The 15,610-nt window shown below is 70.8% G+C and carries 15 protein-coding genes and 1 riboswitch; of the genes, 2 read left to right on the top strand and 13 right to left on the bottom strand.

Annotation, left to right across the window (positions count from 1 at the left end):
- Nucleotides 1-11: 11 nt before the first annotated feature.
- The 5 genes from OG625_RS28025 to OG625_RS28005 form a co-directional block, all read right to left on the bottom strand.
- A complete protein-coding gene (locus tag OG625_RS28025; protein ID WP_329386520.1) occupies nucleotides 12-1,151 on the bottom strand; it encodes a hypothetical protein in 1,140 nt (379 codons plus the stop codon).
- 30 nt (nucleotides 1,152-1,181) lie between these two features.
- A complete protein-coding gene (locus OG625_RS28020) occupies nucleotides 1,182-2,225 on the bottom strand; it encodes a C40 family peptidase (protein WP_329386518.1) in 1,044 nt (347 codons plus the stop codon).
- A 284-nt stretch (nucleotides 2,226-2,509) separates the two neighbouring features.
- A complete protein-coding gene (locus tag OG625_RS28015) occupies nucleotides 2,510-3,538 on the bottom strand; it encodes a C40 family peptidase (protein WP_329386516.1) in 1,029 nt (342 codons plus the stop codon).
- A gap of 261 nt (nucleotides 3,539-3,799) precedes the next feature.
- Complete coding sequence (locus OG625_RS28010; RefSeq protein ID WP_329391011.1) at nucleotides 3,800-5,164, bottom strand: NYN domain-containing protein; 1,365 nt, start codon at nucleotides 5,162-5,164, stop codon at nucleotides 3,800-3,802.
- Nucleotides 5,165-5,204: 40 nt separating this feature from the next.
- Nucleotides 5,205-5,444 carry a hypothetical protein gene (locus OG625_RS28005; protein ID WP_008738811.1) on the bottom strand — a complete coding sequence of 80 codons (240 nt, stop codon included), beginning with the start codon at nucleotides 5,442-5,444 and terminating at the stop codon, nucleotides 5,205-5,207.
- Between the two features lie 126 nt (nucleotides 5,445-5,570).
- Between OG625_RS28005 and OG625_RS28000 the strand changes: the two genes are divergently transcribed.
- Entirely contained in the window at nucleotides 5,571-6,293 is a 723-nt protein-coding gene (locus OG625_RS28000; RefSeq protein WP_329386514.1) for a rhomboid family intramembrane serine protease, read from the top strand.
- Nucleotides 6,290-6,571 carry an Lrp/AsnC family transcriptional regulator gene (locus tag OG625_RS27995; protein WP_008738815.1) on the top strand — a complete coding sequence of 94 codons (282 nt, stop codon included), beginning with the start codon at nucleotides 6,290-6,292 and terminating at the stop codon, nucleotides 6,569-6,571. The genes OG625_RS28000 and OG625_RS27995 overlap by 4 nt, the downstream gene beginning before the upstream one ends.
- Before the next feature lie 506 nt (nucleotides 6,572-7,077).
- On the opposite strand, the gene OG625_RS27990 is transcribed toward OG625_RS27995, so the two are convergent.
- From OG625_RS27990 to ctaE, 8 genes are all read right to left on the bottom strand, one after another.
- The gene (locus OG625_RS27990; protein ID WP_329386511.1) at nucleotides 7,078-7,662 is read right to left on the bottom strand and encodes a ferredoxin; all 585 of its coding nucleotides are present in this window, start codon (nucleotides 7,660-7,662) and stop codon (nucleotides 7,078-7,080) included.
- Nucleotides 7,659-8,204 carry a hypothetical protein gene (locus tag OG625_RS27985; protein WP_329386509.1) on the bottom strand — a complete coding sequence of 182 codons (546 nt, stop codon included), beginning with the start codon at nucleotides 8,202-8,204 and terminating at the stop codon, nucleotides 7,659-7,661. Before OG625_RS27985 ends, OG625_RS27990 begins: the two co-directional genes overlap by 4 nt.
- A gap of 51 nt (nucleotides 8,205-8,255) precedes the next feature.
- Nucleotides 8,256-9,641, bottom strand: coding sequence for an aminotransferase class V-fold PLP-dependent enzyme (locus OG625_RS27980; RefSeq protein WP_329386507.1), 1,386 nt, complete (start codon nucleotides 9,639-9,641; stop codon nucleotides 8,256-8,258).
- A 245-nt stretch (nucleotides 9,642-9,886) separates the two neighbouring features.
- A riboswitch (SAM riboswitch) is annotated at nucleotides 9,887-10,003 on the bottom strand.
- Nucleotides 10,004-10,102: 99 nt separating this feature from the next.
- Nucleotides 10,103-11,167 (bottom strand): anthranilate phosphoribosyltransferase, encoded by a 1,065-nt coding sequence (trpD, locus tag OG625_RS27975; protein ID WP_329386505.1) that lies wholly within the window; start codon nucleotides 11,165-11,167, stop codon nucleotides 10,103-10,105.
- 169 nt (nucleotides 11,168-11,336) lie between these two features.
- On the bottom strand, nucleotides 11,337-12,968 hold the full coding sequence (qcrB, locus tag OG625_RS27970) for a cytochrome bc1 complex cytochrome b subunit (RefSeq protein WP_329386503.1): 1,632 nt from the start codon (nucleotides 12,966-12,968) through the stop codon (nucleotides 11,337-11,339).
- Nucleotides 12,965-14,023, bottom strand: a complete 1,059-nt coding sequence (gene qcrA / locus OG625_RS27965) for a cytochrome bc1 complex Rieske iron-sulfur subunit (RefSeq protein ID WP_329386501.1) — start codon at nucleotides 14,021-14,023, stop codon at nucleotides 12,965-12,967. The genes qcrB and qcrA overlap by 4 nt, the downstream gene beginning before the upstream one ends.
- On the bottom strand, nucleotides 14,020-14,829 hold the full coding sequence (qcrC, locus tag OG625_RS27960; protein ID WP_329386499.1) for a cytochrome bc1 complex diheme cytochrome c subunit: 810 nt from the start codon (nucleotides 14,827-14,829) through the stop codon (nucleotides 14,020-14,022). Before qcrC ends, qcrA begins: the two co-directional genes overlap by 4 nt.
- 76 nt (nucleotides 14,830-14,905) lie before the next feature.
- Nucleotides 14,906-15,526 carry an aa3-type cytochrome oxidase subunit III gene (gene ctaE / locus OG625_RS27955; RefSeq protein WP_329386497.1) on the bottom strand — a complete coding sequence of 207 codons (621 nt, stop codon included), beginning with the start codon at nucleotides 15,524-15,526 and terminating at the stop codon, nucleotides 14,906-14,908.
- Between the last annotated feature and the right edge of the window lie 84 nt (nucleotides 15,527-15,610).

The following is a 15,610-nucleotide window of genomic DNA, read 5'->3' as shown; positions in this document are numbered from 1 at the left end:
ACAGTACCCGCTCAGCCCAGCTCCTCGCGCAGGGACTCCTGCCAGGCCCGCGTGAGCGCGTCGAAGTCCGTTCCCAGGGCCCCGGCCAGCGCGTTCGGCAGCGGTTCCCGGCCGGCCGCCTCGTACAGCCGCACCAGTGCGGCCTCCCCCCACTTCTCCGCGATCAGCCGGCAGGCCAGCCACGCGCCCTCGTACGCCCGCGCCGCCACCTCCGGGTCTCCGCCGAAGGCGAAGGCCTCCGTGGCGGGCAGCTCGCCCGGTGTCTCGCCCCGCCGTACGGCCCGCGCCAGCGCCGGGGCGCCCTGCGCGGGGGTGGTGGAGGCGTCCCGGTACGCCGCCCAGTCCGCGAAGCCCTCGGAGAGCCACAGCGGGGTGGTGGCGGTGGTCGCGGCGCGGGTGGCCACGTGCGTGACCTCGTGGGTCAGGACGATCCGCCGGCCCTGCTCGCTCAGCTCCTGGTACGCGCCCGGGTTGACCACCACCCGGTCCGCGGGGGCCGGGCCGCCGCCCACCTGCCCGGTGGTGACGGCCCCCAGCCCCCGGTAGGCGTCGGCCGGGCGGCCCAGCAGCTCGGCCATCCGCTCCAGGGATCCGGGTACGAGGACCACGACCCGCCCCGCCCACGGCCGCGGCCAAGCGGCGCTCGCGGCCGGCACCGCCCGGTCGGCTTCGGCGGCGATCCCGGCCAGGGCCTCGGGGGACCGTCCTTCGCCGCCCAGCACCAGGGAGTGCGCTCCCCGGGCCACCGTCACCGCGCCCTGGTCCCACAGCTGCGGCAGGGCTCCTGGGGCGGGCCGGTCGGCGGTGACCCGCCAGCGCCCGCCCTCCTCTGCCAGCGCGAGCTCCCGCGCCGAGCCTGCCGGAGCCGTGTCGTAGCCGGTGAGCCGGTAGCGCAGTTCGGCCCGGGCGGTGGCCGCCCGGTCGCCCTCCCGGCGGACCGAGCCGACCTCGTACGACCAGCCCTCCAGCGGGATCCCGGCGAGCCGCTCGGGCGGCGTCCGCGACCAGTCCGCGACGGCCTGCCGGACGTCCCGCTCGGCGGTGTCCCCGGGGCCGGCGGGCGCACCGCACCCGGCCGGCAGCACGCACAGCAGGAGCCCCAGGAGGACGCGCGGGGCGCGGGGGCGGACACGGGGGCGGGCGCGGGGCATCCGCCGATCGTACGTGCGGGCTCCCCGGGATCAGGGGCGGGTCACCGACGACACCGGCATCATCCCGACCGGGTCGTAGCGCACCCGCGCCCCCGGGTACGGGGCGTGCACCACCTGGCCGTTGCCGACGTACATGCCGACGTGGCTGGCGTCGGAGCGGTACGTCACCAGGTCCCCGGGGCGGGCCTGCGAGAGCGGCACCTGTCGGCCGGCGTGCCGCTGGGCCTGCGAGGTCCGCGGCAGCGCCACGCCCGCCTGCCGGTACGACCACACCATCAGGCCGGAGCAGTCGAAGCCGGTGGGGCCGGTGGAGCCCCATACGTAGGGGCGGCCGACCGCCGAGCGGGCGGCCATCACGGCGGCGGCTGCGCGGCCGGAGGAGGGCCCCAGGGCGGGCGGTTCGGGCAGCGCGTCCTGGCGGCCGCCGGAGCGCGAGGCCCGCTCGAAGTCGGCCCGCTCCTCCGTGGGCATGGCGTTGAGGAGCCGCCGGGCGGCGGCGAGCTTCGCGGTGACGGACCTCTTGTGGGTGGCCACGTCGGAGCGCAGGGCTTCGAGTTCGGCGAGCTTGCGGGAGGCCACTTGGCGCTCCTGGCCGAGCCGGCGCTGCTCCTCGCGGAGTTCGTCGAGGTGGCGGGCCTGGCGCCCGGTCAGCCGGTCCAGGGCGGCGGCCTGTTCGAGGTAGGCGTCGGGGTCCTCGGCGAGCATCAGCGCGAGGGAGGGGTCGATGCCTCCGGCCCGGTACTGGGCTCCGGCGAAGGTGCCGAGGACGCCGCGCATGGTGTTGACGCGTTCCTGGCCGCGGGCCACCGCGTCCTGGGCCCGGCTGATCTCGGCGCGCAGCCGGTCGGCCTTCTCGCCGGCCTCGTTGAAGCGTTCGGTGGCCTGCTCGGCCTCCTCGAAGAGCCTGTCGACCTGGGCGCGGGCGCCCGCGGCCGGGTCGTGCGGGAGACCGGGCGCCGCGCCCGCGGGTGCCCCCGTCATGACGACGGCGGCGCCGGCCGCTGCGGCGGTGAGGACGGTGACCTTCGTGTTCCGGTCAAGGGCGCTAGGCCCGGTCCGGCGATGGGACGCCACGTGAGACCGCTCCCTTCCGCTGCGCGGGGCCCGGGTCCGCCCTCCGTGGGCGGCCGTGTGCCGGGTTCCGCGCTGGCAGACAGTAGCCGCGCCACCGGGCACCGGCCAACGACCGCCGGAGGGCACGCACAGCGACGCCCCACCGGAGACGCAGGTCACCGGCGGGGCGTGTGGTCAGAGCGCGCGCTGGTAATTCCCCCGGATGGGCGGTGTACGGCGCGTCCTGTGACGGGAGAGGTTGCAGCGGTCCGAGGGGCCCCAGAGGCGCCAGGGACTCCGAAGGCTCAGCTGATGCGGACGCCGAACATGAACGGCATGTTGTCCACGGATTCGTACTTGACGCCGCCGCGCGGGTTGGAGGCGTGCAGCGTCATGTTGTTGCCCGCGTACAGGCCCACGTGGTGCAGGTCGTTGTAGAAGAAGACCAGGTCACCGGGCTGGAGCTGGCTGCGGCTGATGCGCGTGCCGTCGTTGGCCTGGGTGTAGGTGGTGCGGCTGATGTTGACGCCGGCCTGCTTGTACGCCCACTGGGTCAGACCCGAGCAGTCGAAGGCGCTGGGGCCCTCGGCGCCGGATATGTAGGCGCTGCCGAGCTTGGTCTTGGCGGCGTTGAGCGCGGCGCCGGCGCGGCCGGAGGCGCTGACGTTGCCGAGGTCGACGCGGCTGCTGTCGGCGCGGCTGGCGCGGGACTCCTCGTCCTTGAGCGCGGCGCGCTCCTGCGCGGTCAGGGTGTTGAGCAGGGCCTGGGCCTCGGCGAGCTTCTCCTGCGAGACCTTCTTCTTCTCGCCGAGCTCCTTGCGGGTGGCGTCCAGGTCGGCGAGCTTGGTCGCGGCCTCCTGGCGCTGCTGCGCGAGGGTGCGCTGCTTGGCCTGGATCCGCTGGACCGACTCGACCTGCTTGCCGCTCAGGTGCTCCAGGGAGGAGGCCTTGTCGAGGTAGCTGTCGGGGTCCTCGGAGAGGAGGAGGGCGAGGGAGGGGTCGATGCCGCCGCTGCGGTACTGGGCGCTGGCCATCGAACCGAGCGTGCTGCGCAGTTCGTTGACGTCGCCCTGGCCGCGCGCGACCTGGTCCTGGAGGTGCCCGATCTCCTTTTCGAGCTTCTCCTGGCGCTCCTTGGCCCCGTTGAACTTCTCGGTGGCCTGCTCCGCCTCTTCGTAGAGCTTGTCGACCTGGGACTTGACCTCGTCCTTGCTCGGCTTCGCCGGGGCGGCGGAGGCGCCCTGGGCGGAGAGCACCACGGCCGCGGCCGCTGTGGCGGTCAGTACGGTCACACGAGCGCGGGTCGGCTGCTTGGGTCGACGGTGGGACGCCACGAAGGCGAGCTCCTTCTTCCTAGAGCCGCCGAAGAACGAGGTACTCAGGCTCGGCAGCACCTCCGCCTGTCACTCCGAATGAGTGATCTACCGCACGAAGGTTTGAACAGACCTTAGTGACCTCGCTGTGATCAGTTCAAATCCCGTCGCGAAAAAACTTGGTCTCCGACCAGCTTCTTTACCTACAGCGCACGCTCCGTGCAGGGCACTTGACCGTACGTCCCCCACACCCCCTGCCAATTCCGGCATTCGGGCCAGGAGTTACGAAACGCGCGAAAGCCGCTTCAGCAGCAAGGCGGACGTCACCGGTCGCGCCCCGGCCTTGGCCACGCCGTCGGCGACCTCCCGGTCCGTGGAGACCACGACCACCGGACGGCCGGGCGGCTCCGCGCGCACCAGCTGGCGGATCAGCTCGTCCGCCGTCACCCCGGCCTTGGAGAACAGCACCCGCACCCCGCGCGGCGGCGCGAGCAGCACCGGGGCCGCCAGCTCCGCCCCGTCGAAGACGCACGTCATCTCGGCGCCCGTCTGCGCGGCGAGCATCGACAGCCCGCCCAGCAGCCGCAGCCGCTGCTTCTCCAGCGGCATCGTCGGATAGCCGGTCTTCGTCACGTTGTAGCCGTCGACCACCAGATGGGCCTGGGGCAGCGCCAACAGCTGGTCCAACAGCGCCGGATCGGTCTCCGACAGGGCGCGCGCCGCGATGTCCTTCGGTGTCATCCGGCCCGGCTCCACCGCGTCCACGGTGTCCGCCGGGCGGGTGTTGACCGGCGGCAGCGCCAGCTCGCGGCGCAGCCCCTGGGCCGCGTCCAGCACGGTGTCCAGCAGCAGCCGCAGCCGCATGTCCTCGATGCTGCGTCCCTCGCGGGTGGCCCGGCGCGAGGTCTCCAGCGCGGTTTCCACCTCCGCGAGGCGGGACTTGAGCCGCCGGCTCTCGCTCTCGGCGGTGGCCACACGGGCGGCCGCGTCCCCGCGGATCCCGTCGATCTCGGCGTTCACCTTGCGCAGGGCGGCCTCGCCGCGCTTGACGTCGCTGAGCGCGCTGCGCAGCTTGCGGTGAAGCGATTCGGCTTCCTTGCGGGCGGCCTCCAGCTCGGCCCGCACCTGCTCGCCCCCGGTGCGCTGCAGGTCCCGTACGTGGGCCAGCTCCTCGCGGAGCCGGTCCAGCTCGCGCCGGGTCTCCTCGCCCACCCGCTCGGCGTCGGCGCGCTGCGCCTCCTCGCCGGCGGCGGCGACCAGCTTGACCCAGCCGACCGGCCGCAGCACGTACGCGGCGGCCGCCACGTCCAGCGGATCCGCGGCGGCGGGCGGCGCGCCGGACTCCAGCGCCGCGGCCAGGTCGGCCTGCGCCTCGCGCAGCTTCTCGGCGACCCGGCTGCGGAACACGCCGTCGGTCTCGACGGCCGCGGCCATGGCGTTGCCGGCGAACTTGGCCCGCCGCGTCGGGGTGAAACGGGCGTACTGGCGCAGCTGCGCCGGCAGGTCCGCGACCGTCAGTCCGCCGAAGGCGTCCGAGACGAGCGCGACGACCCGGCGCCGCACGCCTTCCGGCAGCGGGCGGTCGAGCACCTCGGCGGCGTCGCCGGCCGCGTCGGCCGGCTCAGCGCCGCTTGCTGGCTCCACAATCCGTCACCCCTACCGTGATCTACCTGTGGGCGGGGCTCCGTCAGGAGTCCGCGCCCGGCCTGTCCACGAGCTCGATCTGGTCCACCGCGTTGCACCAGCGGCAGCGGACCGACTCGATGGTCTCATTGACCACCTCGCGCTCCTCGACCTTGGGCTCCCCGGCGAGGTCCAGGTGGACGTACTCCACGACCTTCGACGAACGGGTGACGTCGAAGCGCGTGAGGTTGCCGCACAGGGTGCAGCGCCACCGGGTCGTGTCGGTAGGCAGGGGAACCGTCATCAGGCCGCTCTCTCCTTCGTAGCTCATTCAATTAAAGCCGTCCGCGCTGGTCTCGTCGGACCGCAGCTCGTAACCCTACGGCCTGCCACCGCTCCAGGTGGGTCTGGTTGCGTCATGCTCTGTCACATGATCGTAAGGTGGCGGGCCGTTCGCGAGGCTGCCCGGGGACCGGTGGTCACCCATGGGCTGATCGCGGGATGCGCTCTGGTGTTCGTCCTCGGCCCGGCCTCCGGGCTGAACCCGGCCTACGGCACGGGCGACGAGCTCCTGACCGCGGGGACGGCGTACTTCCGGCGCTGGGGCGTGGTCCCGGACGAACTCTTCACGAACAGCCCGCGCGCCTGGCTGACGCCGCTGACCGCGCTCTTCGTCCACGGCAGCTGGCTGCACCTGCTCGGGAACATGCTCTTCCTCTACGTCTTCGGCGCGATGGCGGAGGAACGGATGGGCCGCCCGGCCTTCCTCGTCTTCTACCTCTGTACGGGCTACCTGGCGCTGGCGGCGTACGCGGCGGCCAACGCCTCCTCGGACCAGACCCTGGTCGGCGCGTCGGGCGCGATCTCGGCGGTCCTGGGCGCCTTCCTGTGCCTGCTGCCGAGCGCCCGGGTGACGAGCCTGTTCCCGTTCCTCTTCTTCCTGCCGCTGCGCTTCCCGGCGTGGATCGTCCTCCTCTTCTGGTTCGCCCTTCAGGGGGTGGCCGCGCACCGCGCGGACAGCGGGCCCGGAGTCGCGTACCTGGCCCACCTGGTGGGCTTCTCCCTCGGCTTCCTCTATGCGTGGGCCCGGTATCGGCGTACGACTAGAGTGGGTCGACCAGCGACGGCCACCGAGGGAGACAGCCAACCGTGATCACCGCGATCGTGCTCATCAAGACCAGCGTGGACCGCATCCCCGAGATCGCCGAGTCCATCGCCGCGCTGGACAGCGTCAGCGAGGTCTACTCCGTCACCGGTACGTACGACCTGATCGCACTGGTCCGCGTGGCCCGCCACGAGAACCTGGCGGACATCATCCCGGGCCGCATCAGCAAGATCCCGGGCGTCGAGGCCACGGACACGCACGTGGCGTTCCGCACGTACTCGCAGCACGACCTGGAAGCGGCCTTCGCCATCGGCCTGGACGCGTAACGCCTGACGCCTCCGGCGCGGTGGCCGGTCCGGCCGGGCTCCGCTCCCTGCCTCTCGTCCATGCGGCCCTGGCTTCGGTGCGCCTCAAACGCCGGCGGGGCTGGGTTTGCCCCCCGGGGCGGAGTTCTTGGCCGTCGGGCCGGTCCGCGGGGTCCCTCCGGGCCGTCTCCTCGTCCTCGCGCACCGAGGCACCTTTCAAAGTGGAGGGTGGTTGCGCGCTCGTCCTGCGGGGACGCCCCGGAGCGCCCCCGCTCCCCCGTCGGCCGAAACTCCGCCCCGCGGAACGGGAGCGCGCGGTGCTGCAGGGGTGCCCTTGTGCCCCCGCCCGCTGGGCCGGGAGCGTGCGTTGGGGTGGGGACACGGCGGAGTGTCCCCGCAGGACGAGCGCGCAACCACCCTCACCTCTCGCAGCGGTGCCTCAGTGCGCGAGGACGAGGAGACACTCCGGCGGGGCACCGCCCCAACAGGCCGACCCCGACCCAGCGGGCACCCTCAGCCCCGCCGGGTCAGAGGCTCGGCAGGGTCTCCCCCGGCCCGGCCGGGCGGCCCTCCGCGAGCCGGAAGACGTAACCGCGCAGGTACTCCGCCAGCAGGCCGTCGATGTGGGCGACGTACGCGCGGGCGCCGGCCGCCGCGTCCCGCCTGTCCTCCCGTTCGGAGAGCGACCACGTGCGGCCCAGGGCCGCGGCCCACTCCCGCACCCGGCCCCGCTCCCGCCACCAGTCGCGGACCAGCTCCGGGGTCCAGTGCAGGTCGCCATCACCGCCGTACCCGGCGAGGACCTCGCACTCCCCCGCGCAGATCAGGTCGTACACCTCGTACGGGTTGCGCGGCTGACGGAAGACGAACTCCTGTCCGTAGCCGTCGTCGTCGTACAGCACGTTGGCGGGCGCGCAGGTCCGCCCCGTCCAGCACGTGTCGGTCTCCGAGGCGTAGAACGGGCCCGGGACGCTTCGCCAGTCCCGATTCTCCCGCCCCCAGGGCGCCGGCCCCGACCAGTCGTGGCGCACGGCGGCCGCTCCGGGACCCCACTGGGGCAGCGGCTTGCCGACGGCGCCGCGCACGGTCGGAACCGGGTCCCAGTACGTCATGCGCCCAGCTCCGGCAGGGTCTCCCCCGGCCCGGCCGGGCGGCCCTCCGCGAGCCAGAAGGCGTACCCGCGCAGGTAGTCCGCCAAGCCGTGGTCGATGTGCGCGACGTAGTCACGGGCACCGGAGGCGGCCTCGCGCTCGTACTCCCTCTCCGACACCGACCACTTCCGGTCCAGGGTCACGGCCCACTCCCGCACCCGGACTCGGTCACGCCACCAGTCGCGGACCAGCTCCGGAGTCCAGTGGGCATCGCCGTCGCCTCCGTATGCCCTGAAAGGCTCGCAGTCGGCGGCACAGGTCAGGGCGTGGACCTCGGCGGCGGTCCGGGGCTGGCGGTAGACGAACTCACTGCAGTACTCGTCCTCGTACATGACGTGGTCGGGTGCGCACTGCCGGCCGGTGAGGCAGTTGTCCGTGTTCGCCGTGTAGAACGGCCCCGGCACGTTGCGCCAGTCCCGCTGCTCCCACCCGTCCGGCGCGGGGCGGGACCAGTCGCTCCCCACCCGGTCTCCACGCCACAGCGGATGGGGCTCGCCCACCATCGCCCGGACGGTAGGTATCGGATCCCAGTACGACGTCATGCGCGCAGCCTGTCAGACGGCCGGGACGCAGCGGCCCTCTTCCGTGCGGTACTGCCACTTCGCGCCGTCCGAGACGAGCTCCTTGACCGCGCCGACGAAGCGATCCACGTGCTCGTCGGGGGTGCCCGCGCCGAAGCTGACGCGGATGGCGTTGAGGGAGCGCTCCCCGGGGGCCGCCTCCGGGGCTCCGCATTCGCCCTGGGCCTGCGGCTCGCTGCCCAGCAGGGTGCGGACCAGCGGGTGGGCGCAGAAGAGGCCGTCGCGGACGCCGATGCCGTATTCCGCGGAGAGGGCGGCGGCGAAGTGGGAGCTGTTCCAGCCGTCTACGACGAAGGAGATGACGCCTACGCGGGGGGCCTCGTCGCCGAAGAGGGAGAGGACGCGGACCGCGGGGACCTCGGCCAGGCCGCTCCGGACCTTGGCGATGAGGTGGTTCTCGCGGGCTACGAGGTTCTCAAAGCTGGCTTCCCGAAGGGCGCGGCAGGCGGAGGCGATCGAGTAGACGCCGATGACGTTCGGGGAGCCGGCCTCGTGGCGGGCGGCCGTGGTGTGCCACTCGACGTCCACGCCGCCGTCCTCGCGCCGGGCCACCTTGCGGGAGGCGCCGCCGCCCGCCAGGTACGGGTCGGCCTCCTGGAGCCAGTCCGCGCGGCCGGCGAGCACGCCCGAGCCGAAGGGGGCGTACAGCTTGTGGCCGGAGAAGGCGACCCAGTCCACGTCCAACTCCCGTACGGAGACAGGGTGGTGGGGGGCCAGTTGGGCGGCGTCCAGGACGATCCGTGCGCCGTGGGCGTGCGCGGCGGCGGCGAGCTCCTTCACCGGCCACAGCTCACCGGTGACGTTCGACGCGCCGGTGACGCAGACCAGCGCCGGGCCGTACGGGTCACGGTCGGCGAGCGCGCGCTCCAGGGTGGCGACGGCCTCGTCCGGGGTGCGGGGGGCGTTGAGGTAGGTGACCCGTGCGTTCGTCCACGGCAGGAGCGAGGCGTGGTGCTCGGTCTCGAAGACGAAGACCTGGCAGTCGGCGGGGAGCACGGCGGCGAGCAGGTTCAGGGAGTCGGTGGTGGAGCGGGTGAAGACCACCTGGTCGGAGGGGCGGCAGTCGAGGAACTCGGCGACCGTGACCCGGCTCTGCTCGAAGAGGTCGGTGGAGAGCTGCGAGAGGTAGCCGGCCCCGCGGTGCACGCTGCCGTAGTAGGGGGCGTACGCGGCCACGTCGTCCCAGACCCGCTGGAGCGCGGGGGCGCTGGCCGCGTAGTCGAGGGCCGCGTAGGTGACCTCGCCGCCGGTGACGAGCGGGACGGTGACGTCCCGGCCGAGGACCGCGAGCGGCTCGGCACAGGCGGGGTCCACGGCGGTGGCGGTGGCAGCGGCGACAGTGTTCAGGGATGCGGACATGGCGGTATCTCCCGGCAGGCAGGGCGGAATGGCTTCGGTGTGCCCGTACGCGGCAGAGCTACGGCGGTCGATGCCGCCGAGCGGGGGTACGGGAAAGACCTCGGAGAGGAAGGAGGGGCGGGCACGACGCGGGTACGCGGAAGTGACCCTGATCCGAGGGTTGAAGAAGGGGCGGAGTCGCCCTATCGCATTCGCTTGCTCACGGAAAACGCTCCTCGAATAGACCAGGACCCCTGGTATCGAGGGATCCGCGCTTGCCGTAGGCCTTGCTGCCTACGACCTGGTCATCACCCGGGGCACCCCGCCACGGAAGGAGGGTTGCCGGACAGCAAGCCGGGGCCTAAACGCTGTCACTCGTGACCTGGTCAGCATCCTGCCACATGATCCTCATGGCGCAAGACCCCGGTCCGCATGCTGGACCGGGGTCTTGGCTCAAAACGATCAGGTGGAACCAGGCGGAATCAGGCGTTGCTGGCCGCCACCCACCGCTCCAGCGCGGCCTGCGCGGAACCCGAGTCGATCGACTCCGCCGCACGGGTGATGCCGGCCGCGAGCTGCTCCTCCAGCGTGCCCGTACCCGGGTCCAGGGCGACGAGGGCCGCCGCCGAGTTCAGCAGGACCGCGTCGCGGACCGGGCCCGTCTCCCCCGCCAGCAGGCGGCGGGCCACGTCCGCGTTGAACGAGGGGTCCCCGCCGGCCAGGGCGGACACGTCGACCAGCTGGATGCCCACGTCGCGCGGGTCGAAGCTCTGCTCAGAGACCTTCCCGTCGCGCACCCACCACACGCGGGAGGTGGCGGTCGTCGTCAGCTCGTCGAGGCCGTCGTCACCGCGGAAGACCAGCGCGGACGAGCCACGCTCGGCGAGCACGCCCGCCACGATCGGGGCCACCCGGGCATCGGCGACACCGGTGGCCTGGGCGCGTACCCGGGCCGGGTTGGTGAGCGGGCCGAGGAAGTTGAAGGTGGTCCGGATGCCCAGCTCCTTGCGGGCCGCCGCCACGTGCCGCAGCGCCGGGTGGAACTTCACCGCGAAGCAGAAGGTGATGCCGGCCTCCTCGGCGACCTCCACGACCCGCTCCGGGGTGAGGTTGAGGTTGACGCCGAGCTTCTCCAGCACGTCCGAGGAGCCGCTCGCCGAGGACGCGGCCCGGTTGCCGTGCTTGACCACCTTGGCGCCCGTACCGGCCACCACGAGCGCCGACATCGTGGAGATGTTCACCGTTTTGGCCCCGTCGCCGCCCGTGCCGACGATGTCCACCGTCCGCCCCGGTACCTCGATCAGGTTGGCGTGCCCGTACATCGCCCGTACGAGGCCGTTGATCTCCGCGACCGTCTCGCCCTTGGCCCGCAGCGCGACCGCGAAGCCGGCGATCTGGGCGTCGGTGGCCTCCCCCCGCATGATCCGGTCCATGGCCCAGGCGGTGTCGTCGGCACTCAGGTCACGGCCGGTCAGCAGGGCGTCGAGAACACCCGGCCAGGTGAGGGCCGCCACGCTGTCGCCGCCTGCCGGGGTCACAACGTTCATGGTCCGCTCCTGATGGTCCACGCGAATAGGAAGGGCTTCAGCCTATCCAGCCCGGGAGACGGCAAAGAGCCCCGTCCAGACACTGGACGGGGCTCTCGCCGTGGCGACACCAGGACTGACCGAAATCAATCCCTCATGCGGTCATGCGGTCGTGCGGTGAAGCCGGGGATCAGTGGTGGCCGTGGCCCGACTGGATCTCCTTGTACTCCTCGGCCGTGGGCTTCGGGAGCTGGTTGTTCTCCGCGTAGAAGCCCTTGCTGAGCTTCGCGCGCAGCTTCTCCATGGCCGTCACCTTGCGCTCGACACCGTTCTCGTCGACCGTCGGGCCGATCTCGATCGGCTTGTACTGCTCGTGCGAGGTGAGCGTGTGCAGCTTGCCCTGCGACAGCGGCTCGTGGACCTCGACGAACTCACCGTGCGGCAGACGCTTGATGATGCCGGTCTCGCGACCGTGCAGCACCTTGTCGTGGTCCCGGCGCTGGAGGCCGATGCAGATCCGCTTGGTGATGATGAAGGCGACGACCGGGGCGACGAAGAAGCCGATCCGGACGAACCAGGTGATCGAGTTGATCGACAGGTGGAAGTACTGGGCGAACATGTCGTTGCCGCCGCCGATGAGCAGTACGACGTACTCGGTGAGCCAGGCGACACCGAAGGCCGTACGGGTCGGGACGTTGCGCGGGCGGTCCAGGATGTGGTGCTCGCGCTTGTCCCCGGTGACCCAGGACTCGATGAACGGCCAGACAGCGATCGCGACCAGTACCAGCGGGAAGAGGATCAGCGGGATGAACACGCCCAGGACGAGCGTGTGGCCCCACAGGTTGATCTCCCAGCCCGGCATGGCTCGGATCAGGCCTTCCGGCATACCCATGTACCAGTCGGGCTGCGCACCGGTGGACACGTGGTCCGGGCGGTACGGGCCGAGCGCCCAGATCGGGTTGATCGAGGCGATCGCCGAGACGGCCGCGATGACACCGAAGACCAGGAAGAAGAAGCCTCCGGCCTTGGCCATGTAGACCGGCAGCAGCGGCATGCCGACGACGTTGTTGTTCGTCTTGCCGGGGCCCGCGAACTGGGTGTGCTTGTGGTAGAAGACCAGGATCAGGTGGGCCACCAGCAGGCCCATCATGATGCCGGGCAGCAGCAGGATGTGGATCGAGTAGAACCGTGCGACGAAGTCGCCGCCCGGGAACTCTCCGCCGAAGAGGAAGAACGACAGGTACGTGCCGATGACCGGCACGGACAGGATCGCGCCCTGCATGAAGCGGACACCGGTACCCGACAGCAGGTCGTCCGGCAGCGAGTAACCGGTGAAACCGGTGAACATGCCGAGGAGCAGCAGCAGGAAGCCGAAGATCCAGTTGATCTCACGGGGCTTGCGGAACGCGCCGGTGAAGAAGACGCGCATCATGTGCACGATCATCGCCGCGACGAAGATCAGCGCCGCCCAGTGGTGGATCTGACGGATGAGCAGACCACCGCGGACGTCGAAGCTGATGTCCAGAGTCGAGGCGAAGGCCTCGGACATCATGACGCCCTGCATCGGCACGTACGAGCCGTGGTACACGACCTCGTTCATGCTCGGGTGGAAGAACAGCGTCAGGTACACACCCGTGAGGATGATGATGATGAAGGTGTAGAGGCAGATCTCGCCCAGCATGAAGGACCAGTGGTCCGGGAAGATCTTCCGCATGTTGGACTTGGCCAGGCTGTAGATGCCCAGGCGGCCGTCCGCCCAGTCCGCTACGCGCTCGCCGGCAGGCGCTTTGCGCGCCTTCGTGTCAGTGGTCGCAGTGCTCATCCGCGCTCCCAGAATGAAGGACCGACGGGCTCTTCGAAGTCGCCGAGCGCCTCGAGGAAGCCTTCGTCATTCACACCGATCCGCAGCTGCGGAAGCGCGTGACCGGCCGGGCCGAAGATGACACGGGCGCCGTCGGAGAGGTCGAAGGTGGACTGGTGGCACGGGCAGAGCACGTGGTGGGTCTGCTGCTCGTACAGGCTGATCGGGCAGCCGACGTGGGTGCAGATCTTGGAGTAGGCCACGATCCCGTCGTGGGACCACTCCAGCTCCTGCTTGTCCTTGATGTCCTCCGGCTGGATCCGGACGATCATCAGGGCGGCCTTGGCGATCTGGGTCTGGAAGTCGTGCTGGTGCTCGTCCAGGCCTTCCGGCATGGCGAACGTCAGCGAACCGACCACGACGTCCTCGGGACGCAGCGGCTCCATCGTGTTCTGGTTGATGAGCAGCTTGCCCTTGGCCCACAGGGTCTTGCGGAGCTTGTCCTCGGGCATCGGGCCCGTGTCGCGCAGGATCATCACGGCGGAGAGCGGCAGCATCGCCAGCGCGCCCAGCATCGTGTTGCGGATCAGCGGACGGCGGCCGATGCCGGACTCGTTCGCACCGTCGGCGAAGTCCTGCAGGACCTTCGCCTTGACCTCCGGCGGAGCGGCGATCGGGTGACGCTCGTCGGCGACCTCGACGTCGGACATCAGGGTGCGGGCCCAGTGGACCGCGCCCGCGCCGATGCAGAAGAGCGCCGTGCCCAGGGTCATGCCGAGGGCGAAGTTGAGCGCGCTCACCTTCCCGAGGGGGAAGATGTACACGATCTTGTCGACCGGCAGGGTCACGTAGCTGACGATGAAGCCGACCGTGGCCAGCATCGACAGCGTGAACAGCATCGCGACGGTGCGCTCGGAGCGCTTCGCCGCCCGCTCGTCGATGTCCTGGATGCGCGGCTTGTGGACCGGGAGGCCCGGGTCCGCGAACGGGTCGTCCGCGACCGCTACGCCACCGTGGTGGGCGTCGCCCTGCTCGCTCGGCAGGTGCTTCTCTTCGGGAATGTCTTGGCTACTCATGACTTCTTGGCCTTAGCGGTGTGGGCCGCGACCCAGACGGCGACAGCGATCAGCGCACCCAGGGCGAAGATCCAACCGAAGAGACCCTCGGAGACGGGGCCGAGGCCACCGAGCTTCAGGCCACCGGGGTTGGTCGACTTCTCGCCGTTGACGTTCTCCAGGTACGCGATGATGTCCTTCTTCTGCTTCTCCGGCATGGTGCTGTCGGGGAAGGAGGGCATGTTCTGCGGGCCGGTGAGCATGGCCTCGTAGATGTGCTTCGGCGAGACGTCCTCAAGGTTGGGGGCGTACTTGCCGTTCGTCAGGGCGCCGCCCTCGCCGGTGAAGTTGTGGCACTGCGCGCAGTTGTTGCGGAACAGCTCACCACCCTTGGCGATGTCGGCACCCGCCGGGTCGTACTGCTTCTCGGTCGGCGTGATCGGACCGGCGCCGAGCGACGCGATGTACGCGGCCAGCTGGTCGATCTGCGCCTGGGTGTAGATCGCCGGCTTCTTCGGCACCTGGGCGCCGGGCTGCTGGGCGGGCATGCGGCCCGTGCTCACCTGGAAGTCGACGGCCGCGGAGCCGACGCCGACCAGGCTGGGGCCGTCAGTGGAACCCTGACCGCCGGTTCCGTGGCAGCTTGCGCAACCCACGGCGTAGAGCTTCTTGCCCTCCTCGATGGCGAGGGACTGGGCGGTTTCGTCGGCCTGCGCCTTGCCCGCGGGGGCGAAGGCGGCGTACAGCCCCCCAGTGGCCGCCAGCGCGAGGAGTAGAACGACGACCGCCGCCAGCGGATGGCGTCGTCGTGCGGAGAGCTTTTTCACGGATTACCCCGGTGTCAGGATCTTCTGCGTCGGTGTTTCTGGATGGAGTGCCGGGTCGGGCCCGGTGACGTTTTCGCTACTTGATCAGGTAGATCGTCGCGAAGAGGCCGATCCAGACGACATCGACGAAGTGCCAGTAGTAGGACACGACGATGGCCGACGTGGCCTGTTCGTGGGTGAACCTCTTGGCCGCGTACGTCCGGCCGAGGACCAGCAGGAAGGCGATGAGACCGCCTGTCACGTGCAGACCGTGGAAGCCGGTAGTCAGGTAGAACACCGAGCCGTACGGGTCTGACGAGAGGCTCAGGCCCTCGTGCTTGACCAGCTCGGTGTACTCGAACACCTGCCCGCCAATGAAGATCGCACCCATGACGAACGTGATGATGAACCACGTCCGGAGCTTCTTCACGTCACCGCGCTCGGCGGCGAACACGCCGAGCTGGCAGGTGAGCGAGGAGAGCACCAGGATCGTCGTGTTCGTCGCCGAGAAGGGCAGATTCAAGGCCGAGGCCTTCTCTGTCCAGAACTCGGCGCCCGTCACGGATCGCAGGGTGAAGTACATCGCGAAGAGGGCCGCGAAGAACATCAGCTCGGAACTCAACCAGATGATGGTTCCCACGCTGACGAGGTTCGGCCGGTTGACCGTCGGGTGCGCGTGCCCGGTATCTACTGTCGTTGCTGTCGCCACGACCGACATTATGTCGGTCGCTTATCCCGCCCTCACCCCGGGGGGTGCCGTTCGGAGTGTCAGGGGCGTGTGCAAGGCCCGAACGGCCCATCA

The organism is Streptomyces sp. NBC_01351, assembly GCF_036237315.1.
GTDB lineage: Bacteria > Actinomycetota > Actinomycetes > Streptomycetales > Streptomycetaceae > Streptomyces.
This window is presented reverse-complemented; position numbering and strand designations above follow the sequence as displayed.